Annotated in this window: 19 protein-coding genes; 10 read left to right on the top strand and 9 right to left on the bottom strand. The window is 60.9% G+C overall.

Annotation, left to right across the window (positions count from 1 at the left end; all coding sequences use genetic code 11):
- The first annotated feature begins 165 nt into the window (after positions 1-165).
- The 5 genes from QYQ99_RS11070 (at position 166) to QYQ99_RS11050 (ending at position 7,959) form a co-directional block, all read left to right on the top strand.
- Positions 166-1,329 (top strand): efflux RND transporter periplasmic adaptor subunit, encoded by a 1,164-nt coding sequence (locus QYQ99_RS11070; RefSeq protein ID WP_302092673.1) that lies wholly within the window; start codon positions 166-168, stop codon positions 1,327-1,329.
- Positions 1,330-1,348: 19 nt separating this feature from the next.
- On the top strand, positions 1,349-4,462 hold the full coding sequence (locus QYQ99_RS11065) for an efflux RND transporter permease subunit (protein ID WP_302092672.1): 3,114 nt from the start codon (positions 1,349-1,351) through the stop codon (positions 4,460-4,462).
- Complete coding sequence (locus tag QYQ99_RS11060) at positions 4,440-5,735, top strand: TolC family protein (RefSeq protein WP_302092671.1); 1,296 nt, start codon at positions 4,440-4,442, stop codon at positions 5,733-5,735. Before QYQ99_RS11065 ends, QYQ99_RS11060 begins: the two co-directional genes overlap by 23 nt.
- A gap of 122 nt (positions 5,736-5,857) precedes the next feature.
- Positions 5,858-6,562 (top strand): response regulator transcription factor, encoded by a 705-nt coding sequence (locus tag QYQ99_RS11055; RefSeq protein WP_003065317.1) that lies wholly within the window; start codon positions 5,858-5,860, stop codon positions 6,560-6,562.
- Positions 6,562-7,959, top strand: a complete 1,398-nt coding sequence (locus tag QYQ99_RS11050) for a sensor histidine kinase (RefSeq protein ID WP_302092670.1) — start codon at positions 6,562-6,564, stop codon at positions 7,957-7,959. Before QYQ99_RS11055 ends, QYQ99_RS11050 begins: the two co-directional genes overlap by 1 nt.
- Before the next feature lie 18 nt (positions 7,960-7,977).
- Here QYQ99_RS11050 and QYQ99_RS11045 read toward each other — a convergent pair whose 3' ends face one another.
- Positions 7,978-8,385, bottom strand: coding sequence for a YkgJ family cysteine cluster protein (locus QYQ99_RS11045; RefSeq protein WP_045839318.1), 408 nt, complete (start codon positions 8,383-8,385; stop codon positions 7,978-7,980).
- A 156-nt stretch (positions 8,386-8,541) separates the two neighbouring features.
- On the opposite strand from QYQ99_RS11045, the gene QYQ99_RS11040 reads away from it, so the two are divergent.
- The gene (locus tag QYQ99_RS11040) at positions 8,542-9,159 is read left to right on the top strand and encodes a glutathione S-transferase family protein (protein WP_302092669.1); all 618 of its coding nucleotides are present in this window, start codon (positions 8,542-8,544) and stop codon (positions 9,157-9,159) included.
- 142 nt (positions 9,160-9,301) lie between these two features.
- On the opposite strand, the gene QYQ99_RS11035 is transcribed toward QYQ99_RS11040, so the two are convergent.
- From QYQ99_RS11035 to dnaA, 7 genes are all read right to left on the bottom strand, one after another.
- Positions 9,302-9,970: a hypothetical protein gene (locus QYQ99_RS11035; RefSeq protein ID WP_302092668.1), complete on the bottom strand. Its 669-nt coding sequence runs from the start codon at positions 9,968-9,970 to the stop codon at positions 9,302-9,304.
- Between the two features lie 34 nt (positions 9,971-10,004).
- On the bottom strand, positions 10,005-10,517 hold the full coding sequence (locus QYQ99_RS11030; RefSeq protein WP_302092667.1) for a RidA family protein: 513 nt from the start codon (positions 10,515-10,517) through the stop codon (positions 10,005-10,007).
- Positions 10,514-11,641: an MFS transporter gene (locus QYQ99_RS11025; RefSeq protein ID WP_302092666.1), complete on the bottom strand. Its 1,128-nt coding sequence runs from the start codon at positions 11,639-11,641 to the stop codon at positions 10,514-10,516. Before QYQ99_RS11025 ends, QYQ99_RS11030 begins: the two co-directional genes overlap by 4 nt.
- A gap of 86 nt (positions 11,642-11,727) precedes the next feature.
- Positions 11,728-12,123, bottom strand: coding sequence for a MerR family transcriptional regulator (locus tag QYQ99_RS11020; protein ID WP_302092665.1), 396 nt, complete (start codon positions 12,121-12,123; stop codon positions 11,728-11,730).
- Between the two features lie 375 nt (positions 12,124-12,498).
- Entirely contained in the window at positions 12,499-15,066 is a 2,568-nt protein-coding gene (gene gyrB, locus QYQ99_RS11015; protein ID WP_302092664.1) for a DNA topoisomerase (ATP-hydrolyzing) subunit B, read from the bottom strand.
- 148 nt (positions 15,067-15,214) lie between these two features.
- Positions 15,215-16,336 (bottom strand): DNA polymerase III subunit beta, encoded by a 1,122-nt coding sequence (gene dnaN / locus QYQ99_RS11010; protein ID WP_003064798.1) that lies wholly within the window; start codon positions 16,334-16,336, stop codon positions 15,215-15,217.
- Between the two features lie 131 nt (positions 16,337-16,467).
- Positions 16,468-17,874 carry a chromosomal replication initiator protein DnaA gene (dnaA, locus tag QYQ99_RS11005; protein WP_003064795.1) on the bottom strand — a complete coding sequence of 469 codons (1,407 nt, stop codon included), beginning with the start codon at positions 17,872-17,874 and terminating at the stop codon, positions 16,468-16,470.
- A gap of 494 nt (positions 17,875-18,368) precedes the next feature.
- On the opposite strand from dnaA, the gene rpmH reads away from it, so the two are divergent.
- The 4 genes from rpmH (at position 18,369) to yidC (ending at position 21,130) form a co-directional block, all read left to right on the top strand.
- The gene (gene rpmH, locus QYQ99_RS11000; RefSeq protein ID WP_003060014.1) at positions 18,369-18,503 is read left to right on the top strand and encodes a 50S ribosomal protein L34; all 135 of its coding nucleotides are present in this window, start codon (positions 18,369-18,371) and stop codon (positions 18,501-18,503) included.
- Between the two features lie 64 nt (positions 18,504-18,567).
- The gene (locus QYQ99_RS10995) at positions 18,568-19,125 is read left to right on the top strand and encodes a ribonuclease P protein component (protein WP_302092663.1); all 558 of its coding nucleotides are present in this window, start codon (positions 18,568-18,570) and stop codon (positions 19,123-19,125) included.
- Positions 19,122-19,421: a membrane protein insertion efficiency factor YidD gene (gene yidD, locus QYQ99_RS10990; RefSeq protein WP_302092662.1), complete on the top strand. Its 300-nt coding sequence runs from the start codon at positions 19,122-19,124 to the stop codon at positions 19,419-19,421. Before QYQ99_RS10995 ends, yidD begins: the two co-directional genes overlap by 4 nt.
- Positions 19,418-21,130 carry a membrane protein insertase YidC gene (gene yidC, locus QYQ99_RS10985; RefSeq protein WP_302092661.1) on the top strand — a complete coding sequence of 571 codons (1,713 nt, stop codon included), beginning with the start codon at positions 19,418-19,420 and terminating at the stop codon, positions 21,128-21,130. The genes yidD and yidC overlap by 4 nt, the downstream gene beginning before the upstream one ends.
- Before the next feature lie 361 nt (positions 21,131-21,491).
- Here the strand turns inward: yidC and QYQ99_RS10980 are convergent, their stop codons facing one another.
- Positions 21,492-22,745 (bottom strand): TolC family protein, encoded by a 1,254-nt coding sequence (locus QYQ99_RS10980; protein WP_302093154.1) that lies wholly within the window; start codon positions 22,743-22,745, stop codon positions 21,492-21,494.
- Positions 22,746-22,787: the final 42 nt, after the last annotated feature.

Genomic DNA, 22,787 nt, shown 5'->3' with positions numbered 1-22,787 from the left:
GGGCCTGGCCTGCTCTGCGGCCCCGTTCCAGTCCGAGCCCGGTCTTACCAAACCGTAATGCGTGTGTCATCCACGCAGCTGGGGGCTGTTCCTAGCATGCTGGCATCACTGCAAGTGAGGCCGCGGACCAGCTCATCACTTGCCAGTCATGGAAAAGGGTGAACGATGAACAAAAGCCTTGTGGGACTGCCGGGAGCGGCACATTTAGCAAACTGGACTTGGGCAAGACTGCCGGTGGTGGCTGCGGCCATTGCCGTGGCGGGTCTGTTGGGTGGCTGTGATGCCTCCAAGGCCACCGAGGAAGCGAAGAAGCCGCTTGCGCAACTGCCCAAAGGCTTTATTCAGGTCAAGCCAGAATCCGTGAAGATGCTGGAGATCGCGCCCGTGGCCGATCCGCAAGGGGTTCAGATGGCCTGGGCTCCTGCGCATGTGGCGTTTGTCGAGGATCGTGTGGCTTCGGTCGCAGTGCCGTTATCGGCGCGCGTCGTGGCTGTCAATGCGCATGTGGGCGATATGGTCAAGGCCGGTGATTTGCTGGCGACGCTGGTCAGCCCCGATGCACTGCGCACCCGCTATGACGTGGCAGCGGCCAAGACCGCACACGACGTGGCTGTGGTGGAGGCCCAGCGCCAGCAGACCATGGTGGACAAGGGCGTGGGTGTGGAGGTCGACCTGCGTGCCGCGCAGGCCAAGCTGCGTGAAACCTCGCAGGAGCTTGGCCGTGCACAGGGCACGGCAGCGCTGCTGGGCTCCGGTGGCGGCGATCGTATCGAGCTGCGCGCACCGCGCGCCGGCATCGTGGCCGAGCGCAAGGCCGTGGTGGGTACTGCTGCCGAGCCGGGAGCGGCACTGTTCATGATTGGCGACCCCCAGGCCATGAATGTGGTCGCAGAGGTATTCGAGTCCGATCTGCCCGGCATTCGTCTGGGCAGTTCCGTACAGGTCGAGGTACCGCAGCTGCCCAAGCCGATCAAGGGCACGGTCCGTCATCTGGGGGCCACCCTGGACAAGGAGTCGCGCCGCGCTGCCGTGGTGGTGGAGCTGAGCGAACAGAACCCGGTGCTGCGTCCCGGCATGCAGGCCAAGGTGGGCGTGCAGTTGTCGAATCTGCAGGAGATGCTGATTCCCGTCACTGCCGTGCTCATCAAGGATGAGAGCCGCAGCGTGGTCTATGTGCAGCATGAGAACAACCAGTTCGAGGCGCGCGTAGTGACGCTGGGGCGTCCATCGCGCGGCATGGTGCCGGTGATCAGCGGCCTCAAGGTCGGTGAGAAGATCGTGGTGCGTGGTGGTCTGCTGCTCGACGGCGCGGCCAGTCAGCTGCTGTAGCCCGGCAGGAGTCTGAACCATGCTGCGTTCATTTATTGCATTTGTCGTCCATCGCCGACTGCTGGCGCTGTGCGCCACGCTGGCGATTGCCATCTATGGCGTCTACGCCTATCTGCAGACAGCCATCGAAGCCTATCCTGACGTGACCAATGTCCAGGTCGGCGTGATCACCCAGGCACCTGGCCTGGCTCCTGAGGAAGTGGAGCGCCAGATCACCCAGCCGCTGGAGCGTGAGCTCAACGGCACGCCGGGTCTGATATCGCTGCGCTCGGAGAGCTATTTCGGTCTCTCCATGATCAACCTGGTCTTCAACGACGACGCGAAAAGTTTCACCGCGCGCGCCGAGGTTTCGCAGCGTCTGCCGCAGGCAGATCTGCCCAGCGGCATGACGCCTGAGATGGCGCCCGACTACACCCCGCTGGGCAAGATTTTCTACTATCGCCTGCAAAGCGACAGGCACACCCTGGCGCAGCTGCGCACCGAGCAGGAATGGCATGTGGTGCGCGTGCTCAAGCAGGTGCAGGGCGTGGCCGACGTGGTGAGCATTGGCGGTTTCGTCAAGGAGTTCCACGTTGAAGTGGACCCCGAGAAGCTCTACAGCCTGGGCCTGTCGCTGGACGATGTGAGCGATGCGCTGTCCAAGTCCAACCGCAACGTTGGCGGTGGCCTGATGCGCCGCGGCGAGCAGTCCTTCATCATTCGCGGTATCGGCCTGTTGCGCAATCCGCAGGAGATTCAGGATGTGGTCGTTGCCATGCGTGGCAAGGCTCCTGTGACCATCGGTGACGTGGCGCGTGTCGCGCAGTCGCATACGCCGCGTCAGGGCTCGGTGGGCATGGACGAGCAGAACGATGTGGTGCAGGGCATTGTGCTGCTCAAGCGCGGCGCCAACCCCTCCATCGTGCTCGATGACATTCATGCCAAGGTCGATGAGCTCAACAGTGGCGGCCTGCCTGAAGGCATGCACATGGTCACCAACTATGACCGCTCCGATCTGGTGGGCCATACGCTCAAGACCGTGCAGCACAACCTGCTGTTCGGGGCCACGCTGATCGTGGCCGTGCTGTGGCTGTTCCTGCGCAGCCTGCGTGGCTCGCTGATCGTGGCCACCGTGATTCCGCTGTCGCTGCTGGTGGCCTTCATCGGCCTGCACTGGCTGGGCATGCCCGCCAACCTGATCTCCATGGGAGCCATCGACTTCGGCATCATGGTGGACGGTGCCGTGGTGCTGGCCGAGAACATCATCCGCAATGCACGCCAGCGCAAGCCGCAGACGGCCAATGACATGCGCCACATCATTGTGGATTCGGCCGTTGCCGTGGCTAAGCCCACGCTGTTCGCCATGGCCATCGTGATTGCGGCGCTGATTCCCGTGTTCTCGCTGCAGAGCATCGAAGGCCGCATCTTCCGCCCGCTGGCCATGACCTACAGCTTTGCCCTGCTGGGTGCGCTGGTGTTCGCCATGGGTCTGGTGCCTGCGCTGTGCGCCCTGATGCTCAAGCCCAAGCATGTGATGGTGGAAGAGCCCAAGATCTTCGACCGCGCGCACCACGGCTACCAGCACTGGATCGCCAAGGTGCTGGGCGCAGCCAAGCGTCGCACGGCCGTGATTGCCGTGTTTGTGAGCGTGCTGGTGGTGGCCGGGGTTTCGGTCAAATGGCTGGGCACCGAGTTCCTGCCCGAGCTCGATGAGGGCGATGCCTATGTGCTGGTGCAGATGCCGGCTTCCATCTCGCTGGAAAAAGGCCAGGAAGTGCTGCGCGATGTGCGTCTGCGTCTGAAGGTGTTCCCAGAGGTGATTACCGTCACCACGGAGCAGGGACGCCCCGAATCGGGCACCGACAACGAGACGCTCAATCTGGCCAAGGTGCTGGTGCGCCTCAAGCCCCATGGCGAATGGCGCAAGGGCCTGACCAAGCCCGCGCTGATCGAGGAAATGCGTGCGACGCTGGGCGAGATTCCCGGCGTGGCCTTCAACTTTGCACAGCCCATTCGCGACAGCGTGGAAGAGTCCACCTCAGGCGCGCGCGGCCAGGTCGTGCTCAAGCTGTTCGGCCCCGATATTCCCACCCTGCGCGGCATTCTTCAGCAGACCAAATCGCTGGTGAAGGACATCAATGGCGTGGTCGATCTGGATCTGTACCGCGATGCCCCGGCACCCCAGGTGCATGTGCAGTTCGACCGCCAGGCGCTGGCGCGCCAGGGCATTGCCATGGAGGATGCGCAAAAGACGCTGGAAGTGGCCCTGGCCGGCAATGTGGCCACCACTTTGTGGGAGGGCGAGTTCCCCGTGCCGGTGCGCGTGCGCCTGCCCTATGTGGACCGCATGGACGAGGAGCGCATTCGCAACATCGCCATACCGCTGCCCGATGGTGGCTCGGTCCCTCTGGGCTCGGTCGGTACGGTCAGCATGAAGGTCGGCAACTCCTCCATCTTCCGCGAAGGCAATGCGCGCTACATGGCGCTCAAATTCAACGTGGAAGGCCGCGACATCGGCTCGGTGGTGAAGGACACGCTGGCCACCTTCAAGCAGAACGTGAAACTGCCTGAGGGCTACCAGGCCGTCTGGGGCGGCGAGTGGGAGAACCAGCAGCGTGCGGCTGCACGCCTGAAGGTGGTGGTGCCGCTGTCTCTGGTCATCGTCTACGCCCTGCTGTTTGGCGCGCTGGGCCAGGCCCGCAGCGCCGGCATCATCTTGCTGTGTGCGCCGTTCGCCATGGTGGGCGGCATCGCAGCTTTGCATCTGGCACACATCGAGCTGTCCATCAGCGCGGCTATCGGCTTTATCGCCTTGCTGGGGCAGGTGGCCCTGGCGGGCTTGCTGGTGGTCTCTGCGGTCGAGGATTTGCGCCGTCAGGGCATGCCCTTGATGCAGGCGCTGATCGAAGGTACAGCCGAGCGCATGCGCTCCATCATTTTGGTGGCGTTGCTGGCGCTGCTGGGCCTGCTGCCCATGGCTCTGTCTACCGGCGTGGGTAGCGAAACCCAGCGCCCCTTTGCCTCGGTCATCGTCGGCGGCATGGTGGTGCTGCCACTGGTGGCACTGGTGCTGCTGCCCGTGCTGTATGCCTTGCTGGGCCCCAAGAACATGTTGACGCAGGAAGAACGTGATGAAAGCGCTCAAGATGAATAAGTGGCACTCCCTGGCCATGGCCGCTGCGATGTGCTGCGCTGCTTTCAGCGGCATAGGCCATGCTGCCGAAACTATGGATGCAGCCGTACAGAGCAATGCTGCAGCAGGCCGTATGGCGGCCCCTGCACAGCCTGTGACCCTGCAGGAATATCTGCGCATCGTCGTGCAGAACCAGCCCAATCTGGCGGCTGATCGCATGCAGCTGGATCTGGCAAAGGCAGACAGCAAAACGGCTGCCACCATACCCAATCCCGCCATGCACTACTCCAGCAAGCGCGGAGAAAAGGAATGGGGTGTGGAGCAGGCCATCCCCATCTTCGGCCAGCGTGGCATGCGCATCGAGAACGCCAGGCTGGGCGAGAAGGCCGCCACGGCCAATGCCGATGTTGCAGTCGCCGTCACCATGAGCGATGCAGCCCATGCCTTCAACGAGCTGCTGGTGGCACAGCAGCGCTATCAGGTGTGGTTGGCTGCCCGTGATGAGCTGGAGAAGGCTGGCAACATCGTCAAGGGCCAGATCGAAGCAGGCACGCGCAGCCGCTACGACGGCGCCCGCCTTAACCTGCAACAGGCCCAGATGAGCATGCAGGTCAGCAAGGCTCAGGCCGCCTTGCGGGATGCCGCATCGCGCGTGGCCAGCATTGCGGCCTTGCCGCAATGGCAGGTGCGTGTGGAAGGCAGCCTGCAGGCCACTGACATTCGCAAGGCAGCCAGCTACGAGCAGCTGTGGAACCAGGCGCAGACCCAGCTGCCGAGCCTGCGTGCCGCGCAGGCCGAGCTCGACAGGTCGCGCCAGAAAATCAAGCTGGAGCAGCGTGAAGCATTGCCCACGCCATCCTTTGGTCTGGCCCGCATCCGCAACAGCGTGGATGGCAGCTTCAACCAGGTGGGCGTGAGCGTGGAGATTCCGCTTTTCGACCGTCGCCAGGGCCCTATCGAGCGCGCCAAGGTGGAGGCCGATCAGGCCGAGCTGCGCCGTGATGCGGTCGTGCTTGCCGCTCAGTCCGAATTGCAGCGTGCCCTGCAGCAGCTGTCGCTGCGCCGAACGGCCGTGCGCGACTACGAGAAGGAAGGGCTGGCGCAGATTGCACCGCTGCACCAGATGGCACAAGACGCGTACAAACTGGGCAAGGGCACGATTCTGGAGCTGATCGATGCGCTGGGCTCGATTACCGAGCACAGGCTGGAGCACCTGGAGCTGGTCAAGGACATGCTGGATGCCGAGTGGGAAGTGCGTCAGGCCAGCGGTGATCTGCCACAGGTGCAGCCTTGAGCGAGGCGAGGGAGATGGCACAAACCCCTGTACCACCTCCTGATGCCGCTGCATCTCCGGCTGCGAAGGTGGAGGCAACGGCTTATAGTGTCTGTCCACCAACGGCCAGAGACAGACTCAGCATGTACCGCTACCTCATCATCGAAGACGATGCGCTCAACGCGCGTTACATCGCTGAAGGGTTGCGCCAGCAAGGCGCGCATGTCAGCGTCTGCGGTGACGGCGTGCAAGGCATTGCACAGGCCGTTGGCGAGAACTGGGATGTCATCATCCTCGACCGCATGTTGCCCAATGGCTTTGACGGGCTGCAGATTCTGCAGACACTGCGCTCCATGGGCAAGCAGACGCCGGTGCTGGTGCTCAGCGCCTTGTCTGCCACGGATGAGAGAGTGCGCGGGCTCAAGGCCGGCTGCGATGACTATCTGACCAAGCCCTTTGCATTTTCCGAGCTGTCGGCAAGGCTCGAAGCCTTGGTGCGCCGCGCCCAGATCCCGGCTCCCACGCGCGAGATGCAGGTGGCCGATCTGCGCGTCAACCTGATTTCGCGCAGTGCCGAGCGCGCCGGCCAGCCGCTTTCGCTGCAGCCGCGCGAGTTCCGCCTGCTGGCGTTTCTCATGCAGCACGCGCACCAGATCGTCACGCGCACCATGCTGCTGGAGTCGGTCTGGGATTACCGCTTCGATCCGCAGACCAATGTGATCGACGTGCACATCAGCCGCCTGCGCAGCAAGGTGGACAAAGGCTTTGCCACGCCTCTCATCCATACCGTGCGCGGTGTGGGCTACAGCCTTTCGGACCAGCCGCAAGACCTGCCCGAGGTGGTCTGATGCTGCGCTCCAGACCCTGGAGTTCGCTGGCCTTCAGACTGGCGCTGAGCTATGGCGGCCTCCTGGTTCTGACCATGGCGATTGTGCTGGCCGTCTTCTATGTCCAGACCGTCGGCGTGGTGCGGGTGAGGCTCGACAAGCAGGCTGAAAACCATGTGCGCAGACTGACCGAGCACTCGGCCAAATACGGCCCCGGAGCGCTGGAAAGCGAGATACTGCAGACCATTCGTGACGGTGTGAATACCGACACGGAAATCCTCATTCTCATGAACCCGCAAGGCGAGACCATTGTCAGCAATGCCGAGGTCTACCCTCCGCGCAAGCTCAGCATCATGGGCGTGCGCGAGCTGACCGTGAAGCGCAACGGGCGGCTGATGGTGGGCCGGGTTGCCGTGGTCGAAATGCCCAATGGCAATCTGCTGGCCGTAGGCAGCGACATGCAGTTGCAGCGCGACATGGAGGAGCTGTTCGGTCAGGCCAGCTTGCTGGCGGCCGTCGCGGCCTGCATCATGGCCCTGATAGGTGCCATGGTCTTCAGGCGTGTGGTGGATGAGCGCGCGGCCGCCATTCGCAACACCATGTCGCGCGTTGCGGCGGGCGATTTGCGCCAGCGCATTCCGGTCGATCAGCGCGGTGATGAATTCACGCTGCTCAACCGTGATATCAACACCATGCTCGACCGGCTTGAGCAGTTGATGGAAGGCATACGCCATGTCTCCAACAGCATTGCGCACAACCTCAGAACGCCGCTGACGCGCATATTGCTGCGCCTGCGCAACGCACAGCAGGCCAGCCCCGAAATGCAGTCCGCCACGCTGGCGCTGGTGGCCGAAGAAGTCGCTGAACTCGGTGTGGTGTTCGAGAAGCTTTTGCAGATTGCCGAAGTGGAAAGCGGAGCCAGTCGCAAGAGCTTTGCGCCGGTTGACCTGCAGGCCTTGCTGGTTGATGTGGTGGACTTCTACGAGCCGCTGGTGGAAGACGCCGGCGGTATTCTCAGGCTGGATGTGCAGCAAGGTGTGCAGGCCCTGGGCGATGGCGACCTGCTGGCCAGCGCCGTCTCCAATCTTGTCGATAATGCTATCAAATACGGAGCATCATCTGACGATATTCATGGCGCTGACGTGCTGCTGCGTGCGGCCCCAGCGCAGGAGCAGGGCAGCGATGGAGCATGGGGGGTGGAGATCACCGTGCAGGACCAGGGACCGGGCGCAGATCCTCAGAGTCTGGAGAAGATGACCACCCGTTTCTATCGCGCAGAATCGGATCGCCCAGGCTACGGACTGGGCCTTGCCAGCGTGCTGGCCATTGTCCAGCTGCATGGCGGAAAGCTCAGTTTTCATAACGCCAATCCAGGCCTGGTGGCGCGTATCTGGCTGCCTGCCGTGGCCGATGTCTGAAGCGCTGCCCAGAAGCTTTCAGATCTGCGAAAGCGCCTTGTTGCCGTAGGCACAGAAGCCCGGTTTGGGCCCCTTCTTGGGATGCAATCTGCAGGTTTCCGGGCGCTTTTCATAGACCGTGCAACGGCGCGTGTTCTTGTCCAGAAAATTGCAGTCTCCACCCGCCCGGCGGGCCATGGTGAAGATCTCGTGCTTGGGGTTGAAGTGGTCGATCAGGCGCATCTTCAGCAGCCGCTTGGCGATCAGCTTGGGCTCGATGTTCTCGACCTCGAACGGGTCCACCAGCTCCAGGCGCACCAGATCCGGCAGGCGTACCTCCAGCGGCATGGTGCAGCAATTGGCCGCGCAGCTTTCACACATGCCGGCCTTGTATTTGCTCCAGGTTTCCAGGCGGTCGACGTCAACAATGCGGATGGAGGATTTCATTTCGGGTGGGGCACTTCTGGCAGAAGCGCGATGCTGCCATGAGATGTCGATGTCTGCCTTGCACCATTGCTATGAGCAGACCCGGTTCATGGGATTGAGCCGGCTGCGCAGCAGCCTAAACTGCACGGGCATACCACCATCCACGGGAGAACGATTTTGGCAAGCCAACCCACGCTTTACTACGCAGCTGGCACCTGCGCGCAGGCCGTACTGATTGCGCTTTATGAGGCCGATGCCCAGTTCACGCTCAAGACGCTGAGCTTTGCCGACAACGAGCAGCGCAGCCCCGAATACCTGAGCATCAATCCCAAGGGCAGGGTGCCCGCGCTGGCCACGGAACGCGGCGTGCTGACCGAGACTCCCGCGCTGCTGCTGTATGTGGCGCAGACCCATCCGCAGGCAAGACTGGCGCCGCTCCATGATCCCTTCGCGCTGGCGCAGATGCAGGAGTTCAATGCCTATCTGGCATCGACCGCGCACATCGCCCACGCCCACCGTCCGCGCGCCTCGCGCTGGGCCGACGACGAGGCCGCCCAGGCCGCCATGCGCGCCAAGGTGCCGCAGAACATGCGCGAATGCTTTGCCGTGATCGAGCAGCACTACCTGGGTGACAAGACCTGGGTCATGGGCGAGCAGTTCACCGTGGCCGACGGCTATCTCTACACCGTGGCGGGCTGGCTCAAGGGCGACGGCGTGGACATCGCCGAGTTCCCGCGCGTGGCAGCCCATTTCGAGCGCGTGAAGGCCAGGGCTGCGGTGCAGAGGCTGAAGTAAAAAAGGTCCTGTGAGCCGCGAACGCCACGCCTTCAGAAACCAGCCAGAAGCATTCATGCTTCTGGCCTTCATGGCACAAGGCAGCTCGTTCGCAAAGAATTGTGGCTGAGCCCCCCGCAGAATGCGGGTCGGCTCGCACTTTTTAGGTCGGATTGCTGGCTGTCTGTTCCTTTAACCAACCGTCGTGCAGCCATTTCTCAGTTTTGCGATGGCCGGGGAACGTGATCCACACAATGTCACGCTCGAATACCATGGGCTTTTCATCGGCTCCGACGATGACCCAGAACCAGCGGCCGTCAGCTTGGTTACGCGCCTTCATTTTCATGCCGGTGAGTGTCACTGTTTCGCCACGGCCATTGCGCACGATACGGATGGGCTCGTCGTGTGGCTTGATCCAACTAATCTTCATGCGCGGGATCAGATCGGGTGCAGTCTCGCGCAGAAAGTCACGGGCGACCTGCTCGCTGCGTTCGCTCGACGGCAGGGGCTTGCCCACTAAATCCAGGGTCATGTTGGCAAAACCCTTGAGCGTGCCGTCCGCGGCCACGACCGTGCTGAAGTGCTCGCCCTCTAGGCCGGAGTTGCGAGCATCGCGGCGTTCATAGCGCGTCAGAACGGCCTTTTCCTCATCGACTGTCACATTTCGCTGACGGACTTGAGCATGAGTGTCAGGCACGAACTGGGAGATGGTTCTTTGGGATGAGTTCATGGTGGTTTTCTCCGGACCAGATGGGCTCGACTGTGCAAAGGTCACAGCGCAAGCGCCAAGCAACAGCGTTGCAGGCACGACAGCAGTAAGGAAACGAGACATGGATGGACTCCTCAGTAGAAAGGGACATGAAAGCTCAGTTTTTAGGGGGTAGCACCGCGATGGCATCGACCTCCACCAGCACGTCGGGATGGAAAAGTTCGGCTACTCCGATCAAGGCGCTGGCTGGCGGCAGACTTGCATCAATGAACCGGTCGCGCACCTGGCGAATCACGGGTAGCTGATCCGCATGGAAATCCCGCACATAAATGGAGATGCGCGCCAGATTGCGAGCCGTGGCGCCTGCAGCCATCAAGGTGGCATTCAGGTTCTCGAAGGCCAGTACCAACTGCGCCTCCATTCCCGGGGGCACCTTGCCTTCAGTGGTCAGAGGAACATGCCCCGACAGATACATAGTTCTGCCGCCATCGACGATGACTGCCTGGGAAATACCAGGAATCAAGGCGCCAGGGGGATTGACGGAACGAAGCAAGGTGCTGCTAGTGGTCATGTAGTGCGTCTTTTCAATCGGAGTGAATGGGGAAGCCATCGCGCTGGCGGAGCACAGCAGCGCAGTCGACACGACTGCATGAGAGATAAACAACTTCATAGCAAGCTAGCCTCCGAGGAAGAACGGCGCGAAAGCTGTGGCAGTCCATCTACAACGGCTGTGGCAAACAACAACGCGGCGGCAGGGGGGAGCATCAGAGCGAGCCACCCCCAAGGAGCAAGCGCATTTGCCGCCAACGGAGCGAGGCTGGCACCGGCGAACAGTGCAAAGCTGTAGATCGACATGGCCCGCGCACGGCTGGCGGGTACTGCCCGCGATGCCAGCGTGCCGATCAGTCCAGGGATGGCCAGAGCAACTCCGGCCGACAACAAGACACTGGCAACCACCAGTCCACCGAAATGTCCCAGCGCGCCAGCCAGCAGGCCTAGCGCTGCTGTGACCAAACCGGTGCGCGCGGTGGCGACGGTGCCGATGCGGCGAATCAAACTGGCGGTCGCCAGGCTGAGCAGCAAAGGAGGCAATCCAGCCAGACGCAAGGTTTGAAGATCAGTCTCGGCGATCGCCATGGCCTGCACTCCGGCATGGAAGGTGACGAATGCAAACAGCACCGTTAGCGCGGTCAGCCAGACGCCCGCTAGTTTGGAATGCTGGGCGGCGAGTGGTGCGGGCATGGCGTTGCCCTCGGGGGCTTGTGCCCCGGGAGGCAGCACCATCGCCAACCCAATGGACAGCAGCACACTTGCGACTGCGACGACCAGCATGAGGGTCGGCAGGCCCAAGCCTGCGGACTGTGCTGCCAGAAATTGCGCCAATGGAGCCGCCGCCAGGAAAGCGAAGCTCAATAGCGAGATGCCCCATGGGCGCCTAGCAGGAGACAAGACTTCCGCTACGAGTGCCAGAGCGGCGGGTGGAAAAGCCGATGCCACCAGCCCTTGCAGCGCCCGAGCGACCAGCAACATGCCGAAATTGCTCGAGGCAGCCACCGCAACGCTCGCCAGGGCCATTGCACATAGGCTCGCGAGCATGATGCGGCGGCGGCCATGCTGATCCGACAGGCGGCCCAGCAGCAAGAAGCCAAAGGCATAGGCAAAGCCGAACGAGCTACCCGCCCAACTGGCCAGCCCCGGCGTCACTTGCCAGTGATCCGCGAGACCGGTCACCAAAGGCAGCGTCACGTAGAGCTGCCCCACCACAAGCAATGCCGCAGCCATCAAGATCGGCATCAGTAAAAAATCTCGCATATTCATAATATGAACCTTACGTCAGGTGTAGATTGAAGATAAAAAGGAGCGATGAACTCCCTCCTGCACTAGCGGTGCTTGCGAGCCTCATCAATCAGCGACTGCATTCGCTTGATATTGCTCTCCAGGTCACGCTCAAAGTCGTGCAGTTCCCCCAGTTTGCTGCGCGTTGCTATCAGTTGTGCCTCCAAGATTTTCAGCACCTGCTCCTTGCCTTTGATACCGCTGGCATCCTCGAAATACAGGTCGATGACTTGGCCGATCTCATCCAAGGTCAAGCCCAGCTTTTTCAAAGCAGCGATCTTCTCCAGGCGCTGCACGGCTTGTTCGTCGTAGTATCGATACCCCACACCTTCACGCTCTGCCGGGCGCAGCAAGCCAATCCGTTCGTAGTAGTGGATGGTGCGATGGCTGACGTCGGCACGTTGGGCAAGCTCACCGATTTGTAGCAAGTTAGAAGACATTTAATTGAAATCTGACGTTAGGTGTAGATTGGATCTTAGTAAAACAATGGCATGGCGTCAACCTTGCGTAAACGCAGGTAGGAATACCTAGCATCAGGAGTCTGCTATGGCACTAGATGTTGGTTCCCGGACTACTGGATCGTTAAGCCAAGCGTCTGTAGCTGCTCAGCAGTCATCAATTGCAACAGGACGAGCGGCATCAACGGGACATGAAGTACGTCCCAGCAATGAAGGGGCAATGAAAAAGGCTACCAATCGGTAGCCTTTTTTTGCACAAGAGGTCGATATAGCAAAACTCTCAGTAAGAGGATTTTGATAAGTGTCTCAATAGATGCTTCTCAGAATCTCAGCTTATGGGTCTCGCTACAAGCAACATCAAACGTCGATATTCCCCGCCCGCAGCGCGTTGTCTTCGATAAAGTTGCGGCGCGGTTCGACCTCGTCGCCCATGAGCATGGTGAAGACGCGGTCGGCCTCGATGGCGTCGCCGATCTTGACCTGCAGCAGGCTGCGGACGTTGGGGTCCATGGTGGTTTCCCAGAGCTGCTCGGGGTTCATTTCACCCAGACCCTTGTAGCGCTGGCGACCCGTGGTGCGCTCGGCTTCGGAGATCAGCCAGGCCATGGCCTGACGGAAGTCGCCGACCTTTTCGGTCTTGGCCTTCTCGCCTTCGCCGCGTGTGACCTTGGCGCCTTCGTCCAGCAGGCCGACGAAGTTCTGCGCTTCGTCGGACAGGGCGGCGTAGTCATGGCTGCGCACGAACTCCTGGGTCAGGATGGAGCTCTTGATATTGCCGTGGTGATGGCGGCTGATGCGCAGGATGGGGTGCTCGCTGTTAGGGTCGATCTCGGCCGTCACATCGGCTGGTACGCCGGTGGTGGTCAGCTCGCGCAGCTTGGCTTCCAGAATCGGGGCGCACTCCTGGGCTTCCTCGATGGTGTCGAGCTTGATCTGCACGCCATCGGCAATGGCGCGCAGGGCTTCGGCATCCATGAAGTTGGACAGGCGCTCGATGACGGTTTCGGCGGCCAGGTGCATGTTGGCCAGCTTGGCCAGCTCTTCGCCTTCGACGGTGCGCGGGTTGTCGCCGCCGGTGTTCACGCTGGCATGGTTCAGCGCGATTTTGAGCAGGTATTTGTTGAGGGCAGGGCCGTCCTTGAGGTAGAGCTCTTCCTTGCCGTTCTTGACCTTGTACAGCGGCGGCTGGGCGATGTAGATATGGCCGCGCTCGACGAGGTCGGGCATCTGGCGGTAGAAGAAGGTCAGCAGCAGGGTACGGATGTGGGCGCCGTCCACGTCCGCGTCGGTCATGATGATGATGCGGTGGTAGCGCAGCTTGTCGGGGTTGTAGTCGTCGCTGCTGCTCTTGCCCGAGTCTTCGCTGACCTTGCCGATGCCGGTGCCCAGGGCGGTGATCAGGGTGATGATTTCCTGGCTGGACAGCAGCTTTTCGTAGCGGGCTTTTTCCACGTTCAGGATCTTGCCGCGCAGCGGCAGGATGGCCTGGAACTTGCGATCGCGACCCTGCTTGGCGGAGCCGCCGGCGGAGTCACCCTCGACGATGTAGATTTCGCACAGCGCAGGATCTTTTTCCTGGCAATCGGCCAGCTTGCCGGGCAGGCCCATGCCATCCAGCACGCCCTTGCGGCGCGTCATTTCGCGGGCCTTGCGCGCGGCTTCGCGGGCGCGGGCGGCTTCCACAATCTTGTTGCAGAGAATCTTGGCGTCGTTGGGCTTTTCTTCGAGGAACTCGGCGAGCAGCTTGCCGACAATGTCTTCCACGGGCGCACGGACTTCGGAGCTGACCAGCTTGTCCTTGGTCTGGCTGGAGAACTTGGGCTCGGGCACCTTCACGCTGAGCACGCAGCACAGGCCTTCGCGCATGTCGTCGCCGGTGACTTCGACCTTGGCCTTCTTGGCCAGTTCGTGGTCGGCGATGTACTTGCCGATGACGCGGGTCATGGCGGCGCGCAGGCCGGTCAGGTGGGTGCCGCCGTCACGCTGGGGAATGTTGTTGGTGAAACAGAGGACTTGCTCGGCATAGCTGTCGTTCCACTGCATGGCGACTTCGACACCGATCTCGGTGCCTGGGATGCCGCCGTAGGTCTCTGCCGGGCGTGTGCCTTCGGCGTAGAAGGTGGTGGGGTGCAGGACCTTCTTGTTGCCGTTGATGAATTCCACAAAGCCCTTGACGCCGCCGGCGCCCGAGAAGTCGTCTTCCTTGCCGTCGCGTTCGTCCTTCAGGCGAATGCGCACGCCGTTGTTCAGGAAGGACAGTTCGCGCAGGCGCTTGGCCAGGATTTCATAGCGGAACTCGAAGTTCTCCTTGAAGATTTCCTGGTCGGGCAGAAAGTGCACCTTGGTGCCGCGCTTGTCGCTGGGGCCGACCACGCGCATGGGCGAGACTTCGGTGCCGTCCACGACTTCGATCAGGCGGTTTTGCACAAAGCCGCGCGAGAAGTCGATTTCATGGCGCACGCCGTCGCGGCTGACGGTGAGCTTGAGCCAGATGGACAGCGCGTTCACGCAGGACACGCCCACGCCGTGCAGGCCGCCCGAGACCTTGTAGCTGTTCTGGTTGAACTTGCCGCCAGCGTGCAGTTCGGTCAGGGCGATTTCGGCAGCCGAGCGCTTGGGCTCGTGCTTGTCGTCCATCTTCACGCGCGTGGGAATGCCGCGGCCGTTGTCGATCACGGACAGCGAGCCATCGGCGTGGATGGTGACCAGAATGTCGTCGCAGTAGCCGGCCAGCGCTTCGTCGATGGAGTTGTCCACGACCTCGAAGACCAGGTGGTGCAGACCGGTGCCATCAGACGTGTCACCGATGTACATGCCTGGGCGCTTGCGCACGGCTTCCAGGCCTTCCAGGATCTGGATTGCGCCTTCGCCATAGCCGCCTGCATCTGCGGCGCTCTGGGTGTCTGGCTTGTTCTCTTCGGTCATGAAATTACCTTGCTGCTACAAGGTCAGGAGCTGTTGGCGCCTGACCTGCATAACTTTCAAATGAATACTTGCCTGAAATCATTACAGGACGAGCGGTAGCTGCTCCTGTTATTTCAGGCAATGAAATGGCTGGCTGCGTTCGGTCCACTCAGATGCGCATGGGCATCACGACGTACTTGAAGCTTTCGTTCTCGGGGATGGTGACCAGAGCCGAGCTGTTGCCGTCCTGCAGATCGATCTTGACCATGTCCTGGCTCATGTTGGTGAGCACATCGATCAGGTAGGTCACGTTGAAGCCGATCTCGATGGTGTCGCCACCGTAGTCGATGTCGAGCTCGTCCATGGCTTCTTCCTGCTCGGCGTTGTTGGACGCCACGCGCAGCGTGCCGGGCTCGACCGACAGGCGCACGCCCTTGAACTTGTCGCTGGTCATGATGGCCGTGCGCTGCAGCGATGCCAGCAGCGGGGCGCGGCCCAGGGTCACGCTGTTGGTGTGGTTGCGCGGGATGACGCGGTTGTAGTCAGGGAACTTGCCTTCGACCAGCTTGGTCACGAACTCCATGCCGCCAAAGGTGAACTTGGCCTGGTTGTTGGCGAACTGCATCTCGATGACGGGCTGGTTCTCGCCGCTGGCGTCCGACAGCAGGCGCTGCAGCTCCAGCACGGTCTTGCGCGGCAGAATCACTTCCTGCTTGATGGGCACTTCCACATCCAGCGTGGCGCTGGCCCAGGCCAGGCGGTGGCCGTCGGTGGCCACCAGGCTCAGGGTGTTGCCTTCGGCGACGAACAGAATGCCGTTCAGGTAGTAGCGGATGTCCTGCACGGCCATGGCAAAGGAGACCTGGCCCAGCAGGTCCTTGAGCACCTTCTGCGGCACGCTGAAAGCGGGGCCGAAGGCTGCCGACTCCTGCACCAGCGGGAAGTCTTCGGCGGGCAGGGTCTGCAGCGTGAAGCGGCTCTTGCCGCCTTTCAGAATCATCTTGGACTGCTGCGTCTCCAGGCTCACGGTCTGGTCGCCGGGCATGGTCTTCAGGATGTCGATCAGCTTGCGGGCACCGATGGTGGTGGTGAAGTCGCCGGCGTCGCCGCCCAGCTCGGCCGTGGTGCGGATCTGGATTTCCAGATCGCTGGTTGTCAGCTGCAGTGCATTGCCGGTCTTCTTGATCAGCACATTGGCCAGAATGGGCAGCGTGTGGCGGCGCTCGACAATGCCGGCCACCGATTGCAGGACCGCGAGAACTTTGTCTTGTGTGGCTTTCAGGACGATCATGTCAACCTCAGTGATTTAAGTGCGCATATGTTTTGACGCGGCGGCGCCCGCAGGGCGATGCGAACGCTCCCTCATACCGCGTGAATTCCCCATTTTGCCCTGTGTGAGTGACATTCATGGGGGAGTTTTCATCAACCCTTGAGCGTTTGTTCCAGCACATGCAGCTGCTGGTTCAACTCGGTGTTGGTCTGGCGCTCGCCCGCAATCTTGCGTACGGCGTGCAGCACCGTGGTGTGGTCGCGGCCGCCGAACAGCTCGCCGATCTCGGGCAGGCTTTTTTGCGTCAGCTCCTTGGCCAGGTACATGGCAATCTGGCGCGGCCGGGCAATGCTGGCCGGGCGCTTCTTGCTATACATGTCGGCCACCTTGATCTTGTAGTAGTCAGCCACCGTTTTCTGGATGTTTTCCACAGAAATCTGGCGGTTCTGAATACTGAGCAGATCGCGCAGCGCCTCGCGGGCCAGCTGAATCGACACTTCCTTCTGGTTGAAGCGCGAATAGGCCAGGATCTTGCGCAGCGCGCCTTCGAGCTCACGCACGTTGGAGCGCACGTTCTTGGCCACGAAGAAGGCGACTTCCTCGGGCATGTCGGCGTTCTCGGCGCGGGCCTTGTTGATCAGGATCGCCACGCGCATTTCCAGCTCGGGCGGCTCGATGGCCACCGTCAGGCCCGAGTCGAAGCGCGAGACCAGGCGCTCGTGAATATTGGCCAGACCCTTGGGATAGGTGTCGGACGTCATCACGATATGGCTCTTCTTGGCCAGCAGGGCCTCGAAGGCATTGAAGAACTCTTCCTGCGTGCGGTCCTTGTTGGCGAAGAACTGCACATCGTCAATCAGCAGCAGATCGAGCGAGTGGTAGCGCTCCTTGAACTCGTCGAAGGTGCGGCGCTGGTAGGCCTTGACCACATCCGAGACGAACTGCTCGGCGTGGATGTAGAGAATCTTGGCGTCTGGCTTGTCCTTGAGCAGCTGGTTACCCACAGCATGCACCAGGTGAGTCTTACCGAGACCGACACCGCCGTAGATGAACAGCGGGTTGTAGAGGTGGCCGGGCGAGCCTGCCACATGCATGGCGGCCGAGCGCGCCATGCGGTTGGCCGTACCTTCGACCAGCGTCTCGAAGGTGAGAGCCGGGTTCAATCGGGTGCGGAAAACCGGAGCGCTGGCCTCTTCGCTGGTGACCGTAGGCACGGCGACATTGTGCGTCTGCGGTGCAGCCTGTTGTGTCGATGACGGAGGTCGTACATAAGTACGAACAACACTTTCGCGCTGAGCAAGTGCCAACTCAAGAGTGACGGGCTGGCCATAGAGCGACTCCAGCATGGCCGAGATGCGGCCCGCATACTGGGCACGGATCCAGTCCAGCTTGAAGCGGTTGGCCACATAGACGGTGACCTTGGAAAAATCTTCTGCAACGAGTGCCGTCAGCGGCTTGATCCAGGTGTTGAATTGCTGCTCTGGCAGCTCCTGACCCAGTTGCTCAACGCAGACCTGCCACAGGGCCTGGCCTGCATCATTGGTTGGTTCCTCTGTCATTGTCAAAAGTCTAATTGTGGATAGGAGGAACAGTTGCGGGGTTCGTATTGTAGCTTTTACGGAAGTTATCCACAAAATATCAGAAGGCTGTCCCCGACTCCGGTGCGTTATAGGCTGCACATCCTAATAGATTGGCAGCCTGCTGTTTGTAAAGAATCTCTGGGCTCCGAAGGTGCTTGACGGGATACCCCGTGAGTCCTTAGCAAATTCAAGGGTCATTGCATCAAAGGCGCAACGCTGTGATAATCCCCGGTTTCCCTGAATGTGTTCAGGGTGATATGAGCCGGGCGCCTTTTTTGTGCGCGCGCGCCCAGTTGCTTTAGCAGCTGTGGCGGGTGCTTTGTTCCGTTTGTTGCCTTCTGATCCGATGACATGCACGGCATGTGAAAAAATATCGGGTTTGGCGGTGACAGTGTGCGGCGCAAAACCGGAATGGTCGGGCGCGAACATGGCGCCTTGCCGACGCAAATACTGAACCTTCTCAAGGAACCAACATGAAACGTACTTACCAACCTTCCAAGATCCGCCGCGCCCGTACCCACGGTTTCCTGGTCCGCATGAAGACCAAGGGTGGCCGTGCCGTGATCAACGCACGTCGCGCCAAGGGCCGCAAGCGTCTGGCCGTCTAAGGCCGGCGTTGGCTAGCGGTCTGCTCATTCGCTACGCTGAAGGCCTCTGAACGGAGGCTCTCCTATGCAAAGGCTGAAAACGCGTCCGCAATTCCAGGCCACCATGTCCGCGGGCACGATTGCCCGTACCCCGCACTTCGCCCTGCATCGCATGGAGCTGGTGGCCGAGGTTCCCGACATGGTTGCCAACCCCAAGACAGGGCCCGGATCGAACGATCCGCAGGCCCTGTTTGGCGTCGGTGCCGTGCGCAAGCAGGCCTGGCTGGGTGCCATGGTGCCCAAGCGCTGGGCTCGCCGCTCGGTCACGCGCCACACCATCAAGCGCCAGATCTATGCGGTGTCCTCGGATTACGAGGACGCCCTGCTGCGCGCTTCCTATGTGGTGCGCCTGCGCTCGGGGTTTGACCGTAAGCAATTCGTCAGTGCAACTTCTGATCAGCTCAAGGCAGCAGTCCGCAAGGAACTGCAACAGCTTTTTGCGACCGGGGCGCGCCGCCTGACGCAGGCCCGTCAGGCCGCTGAGGCGGAGGTGGATTTGAAGAAAATTTCACCTCAAGCCATTGATGGCAAAGCGCAAGAAGCTACTGATTCAATAGCTAGTCAGCCGGAGAACCAGCCATGATGCAGCGACTGCTCATGGCTATAGTGCGTGGCTACAGGCTGCTGCTCAGTCCCTGGCTGGGCTCGGCCTGTCGCTTCGAGCCGACCTGCTCGGCCTATTCCCTTCAAGCGCTGGAGCAACACGGCGCTGCGGTAGGCTCTTATCTGACGGTGCGCCGGCTGGCGCGTTGTCATCCGTGGTGTGACGGAGGGCATGATCCCGTGCCACAGCAAAAGCCCAGGCTGTTTTCCTTTCTGGACAATGCCTCGGACTCTTCCGCGACCACCCAACCTTCCTCACCTAAGAAGTCTTCATGAACGATATTCGCCGCACCATACTGTGGGTGATATTTGGCTTTTCCATGGTTTTGCTCTGGGACAAGTGGCAAATCCATAACGGCAAAAAGCCCACCTTCTTCCCATCGCCGCAGACGGTCAGCGCGCCTGCTGCGGCTGATGTCAAGCCTGCTGACGTCAGTGTGCCCCAGCCCGCCGCTGCCGCTTCTGCCGGCCACGTGCCCGGTGCTGCCAATGCCGCAGCTCGACCCGCAGCAGCCGTGACGCCCCGTCAGGACGTGATCGTGGGCAGCGATGTCATGCGTCTGACCTTCGACAGCGAAGGCGGCACGCTAAAAGCTTCCGAGCTGCTCAAGTACTCCGACACCACGGATAACAAGAAGCTCATGCAGGTGTTCGAGGAAAACGCCAAGCGTGTGTATCTCGGTCAGACCGGCCTGATCGGCGGCAACTTCCCCACGCACAAGACTCCCATGACCGTGATGCCCGGCGAGCGCGAGCTCAAGGATGGTCAGGACAGCGTGCAAGTGCGATTCGAGTCCGCCGACCAGGGTGGTGTGAAGCTGGTCAAGACCTTCACGCTCAAGCGCGGCTCCTATGCCGTCGATGTGCAGCACGATGTGGTCAACACCGGCTCGACCGCCGTGAACCCCCAGCTGTACATGCAACTGGTGCGCGACGGCAACAAGCCCGAGCATGAGTCCAGCTTCTATTCCACCTTTACCGGTCCTGCTGTCTACACCGAAGCCAAGAAGTACCACAAGGTCGAGTTCAAGGACATCGAAAGCGGCAAGGCCGAGGTCGACAAGGCCTCTCCCAATGGCTTTGTGGCCATGGTGCAGCATTACTTCGCCAGCGCCTGGCTGCTGGCCGACGGCATCCAGCGCGACAACTTCGTGCGCAAGGTGGGCGACAACCTCTATGCCGTGGGCATGATCACGCCCGTGGGCACGGTGGAGCCCGGCCAGACCAAGACCGTGAGCTCGCGCCTGTTCTCCGGTCCTCAGATCGAGCCCATGCTGGAAAAGCTCTCGCCCGGCCTGGAACTGGTCAAGGACTATGGCTGGCTGACGATTCTGGCCAAGCCGCTGTACTGGCTGCTGTCCGAGCTGCACAAGTTCATCGGCAACTGGGGCTGGTCCATCGTGGCCCTGGTGGTGCTGCTGAAGATTGCCTTCTACTGGCTCAACGCCAAGGCTTACTCCTCGATGGCCAAGATGAAGGCCATCAACCCCAAGATTCAGGAAATGCGCGAGCGCCTGAAGGACAAGCCTCAGCAGATGCAGCAGGAGATGATGCGCATCTACCGCGAGGAGAAGGTCAACCCCATGGGCGGCTGTCTGCCCATCGTCATTCAGATCCCTGTCTTCATGGCTCTGTACTGGGTGCTGCAGTCCAGCGTGGAAATTCGCAACGCGCCCTGGATTGGCTGGATTCACGACCTCTCGGTGCCGGATCCCTTCTTCATCCTGCCGCTGCTGATGACTCTGTCCTCGCTGCTGCAGACCGCCCTGAATCCCGCTCCTCCTGACCCCATGCAGGCCAAGATGATGTGGATCATGCCGCTGATGTTCAGCGTGATGTTCTTCTTCTTCCCATCGGGTCTGGTGCTGTACTGGCTGACGAACAACATTCTGTCGATCGCTCAGCAGTGGATCATCAACAAGCGCATGGGCGTGCCGCCTCAGTTCAACCTGCCCAAGTTCGGCAAGGCTGCCGAAGGCAAGTAAGCACGGCGCCAGCGCCAACACGAACGCCACCTGAAAAGGTGGCGTTTTTTTATGCCCGCTTGAACAGGGCGGCGGGCCTGCCTGCTGCCTTGCTTGCCGATATAGGAGCAATATAGAGTCATCTACTCGTTTGAATCTAAAGCTTTTTTCTTTAATGGCACTACATAAACTTGGACATGCATTCATGCCCTAGCGTTATCACTGGGCAGAAGTGGAGATACCTGAACACTCTCGCCTGCGGCTAAAGCTCCGCTGCGGCCAACGTGCCCGCCCACTATCTGTTTGGGTCTCGCGTTTAAGCCAATCAATGTCATAGATTCTCAGAACGGAGACTGGAGTTCTCCGAACAGGCAAGATGCGTTTAGTCCAAGCCCCAGAAAACTAATAGCCCCAAGTGGGCGGCCAGCGCCACACGCGAGACCTGCCAATTGGCCATTGCACCGATATGCTGCTCCTGAACGCTGGCATAGGTCTCCATGGTGTTTAGAACTTCTGTCATGCTGCCCACGCCAGACCGATAGCGGCCTTGCACGATATCCATGGCTTGCTTGGACTGCTCAACGAGCGCTGAGGTGTGTACCAGGTTGGCTTTTTCCGTACACAGGCTGTTGTACTGCGTCAAGACATCCTCCGAAACGCGCAGGCGCACGGTGTCCAACTCGGCCACGTGGGCTGCAGCCTGGGCTTGGGCCTCGCGGATCTGATAGGTCTGCTCAAGCCCCGAGAACAAAGGGATGCTCAGTTGCAGTCCGATGTTCATGTCCTGGCGCTGGCTGTTTGGGCCATGCCCAAAGGTATTTGAGAGCCCGAGATTGCTTGTTAGTGCAATCGATGGCCGAGCCATCGCGCGAGCCTCTTGCGTTGCAGCCAAGGCAGCCTTCGCGCGCGCCTGTGCTGCAATCAGGCTTGGATGTTGGCCGCGCGCAATGCGGATGAGCTCGTCAACTTCAGACATGAAGTCCAATGCGGGAAAAGCAACGATGCGTTCATCGATGTTTATGGCCGTCAGTGCAGGCAACCCCATACGCAGTGCCATTGAGCCCAAAGCACTGGACAGAGCACCCCTCTCACGTGAGACGCGCAAACTGGCCTGGGTATAGGCTGTCTGTGCCCGCAGGCGATCGGACAAGGCTGCCGCGCCGGCTTTGTACTTCTCATCTGCGGCGGCGTAGTTGTCTTTGGCTAGGTCCATGACCTGCTGGGCAGCGGCAAGCCTTTGGTTGCTCGCTCGCGCGGCAAAGTAGAGATGCGCGGCATCGAGAAATGCACGTTGGATGGTCGCGTTTTGATCGGAATTTGCCGCTGCGAGCATTTGGTGTGAAGCCTCCAACGCCGCTTCTCGACGGCCAAAGTCGAAGAGCACCCAACTGAAGCTGAGGTTGCCCGCACGCATCCGGCTATTGTTGCTGGTCGAACCCAAGTCGTCTCCAAAACGGGTTGCCGTGTGGTTTGCCGACTGGCCCACCCGTCCATCCAGACGGGGCAGATATGTGGACTGGCGCTGACCCACCTGGGCTGCCCGCATTTGTGCGGTGGACCTGGCATGGCGGATGGTGGGGTCATGACACAGGATACGGGTGATGGCTTCGTGCAAAGTCAGCGGTTGCGGCGGCATGCCGGCAGGGCAGAAGCCCACTTCCACAGACGAGGAAACCAT

This window comes from Comamonas testosteroni (genome assembly GCF_030505195.1).
In the GTDB taxonomy this organism is placed as follows: Bacteria; Pseudomonadota; Gammaproteobacteria; order Burkholderiales; family Burkholderiaceae_C; genus Comamonas; species Comamonas testosteroni_G.
The sequence above is the reverse complement of the archived record's forward strand: the minus strand, read 5'-3'. Positions and strand labels throughout refer to the sequence as shown.

What these genes read in the sequence shown, in the direction of transcription:
- QYQ99_RS11070 (WP_302092673.1), top strand. Translation starts at nt 166, where the DNA reads ATGAACAAAAGCCTTGTGGGACTGCCGGGAGCGGCACATTTAGCAAAC.
- QYQ99_RS11065 (WP_302092672.1), top strand. Translation starts at nt 1,349, where the DNA reads ATGCTGCGTTCATTTATTGCATTTGTCGTCCATCGCCGACTGCTGGCG.
- QYQ99_RS11060 (WP_302092671.1), top strand. Translation starts at nt 4,440, where the DNA reads ATGAAAGCGCTCAAGATGAATAAGTGGCACTCCCTGGCCATGGCCGCT.
- QYQ99_RS11055 (WP_003065317.1), top strand. Translation starts at nt 5,858, where the DNA reads ATGTACCGCTACCTCATCATCGAAGACGATGCGCTCAACGCGCGTTAC.
- QYQ99_RS11050 (WP_302092670.1), top strand. Translation starts at nt 6,562, where the DNA reads ATGCTGCGCTCCAGACCCTGGAGTTCGCTGGCCTTCAGACTGGCGCTG.
- QYQ99_RS11045 (WP_045839318.1), bottom strand. Translation starts at nt 8,385, where the DNA reads ATGAAATCCTCCATCCGCATTGTTGACGTCGACCGCCTGGAAACCTGG.
- QYQ99_RS11035 (WP_302092668.1), bottom strand. Translation starts at nt 9,970, where the DNA reads ATGTCTCGTTTCCTTACTGCTGTCGTGCCTGCAACGCTGTTGCTTGGC.
- QYQ99_RS11030 (WP_302092667.1), bottom strand. Translation starts at nt 10,517, where the DNA reads ATGAAGTTGTTTATCTCTCATGCAGTCGTGTCGACTGCGCTGCTGTGC.
- QYQ99_RS11025 (WP_302092666.1), bottom strand. Translation starts at nt 11,641, where the DNA reads ATGCCGATCTTGATGGCTGCGGCATTGCTTGTGGTGGGGCAGCTCTAC.
- QYQ99_RS11020 (WP_302092665.1), bottom strand. Translation starts at nt 12,123, where the DNA reads ATGTCTTCTAACTTGCTACAAATCGGTGAGCTTGCCCAACGTGCCGAC.
- gyrB (WP_302092664.1), bottom strand. Translation starts at nt 15,066, where the DNA reads ATGACCGAAGAGAACAAGCCAGACACCCAGAGCGCCGCAGATGCAGGC.
- dnaN (WP_003064798.1), bottom strand. Translation starts at nt 16,336, where the DNA reads ATGATCGTCCTGAAAGCCACACAAGACAAAGTTCTCGCGGTCCTGCAA.
- dnaA (WP_003064795.1), bottom strand. Translation starts at nt 17,874, where the DNA reads ATGACAGAGGAACCAACCAATGATGCAGGCCAGGCCCTGTGGCAGGTC.
- rpmH (WP_003060014.1), top strand. Translation starts at nt 18,369, where the DNA reads ATGAAACGTACTTACCAACCTTCCAAGATCCGCCGCGCCCGTACCCAC.
- QYQ99_RS10995 (WP_302092663.1), top strand. Translation starts at nt 18,568, where the DNA reads ATGCAAAGGCTGAAAACGCGTCCGCAATTCCAGGCCACCATGTCCGCG.
- yidD (WP_302092662.1), top strand. Translation starts at nt 19,122, where the DNA reads ATGATGCAGCGACTGCTCATGGCTATAGTGCGTGGCTACAGGCTGCTG.
- yidC (WP_302092661.1), top strand. Translation starts at nt 19,418, where the DNA reads ATGAACGATATTCGCCGCACCATACTGTGGGTGATATTTGGCTTTTCC.
- QYQ99_RS10980 (WP_302093154.1), bottom strand. Translation starts at nt 22,745, where the DNA reads ATGCCGCCGCAACCGCTGACTTTGCACGAAGCCATCACCCGTATCCTG.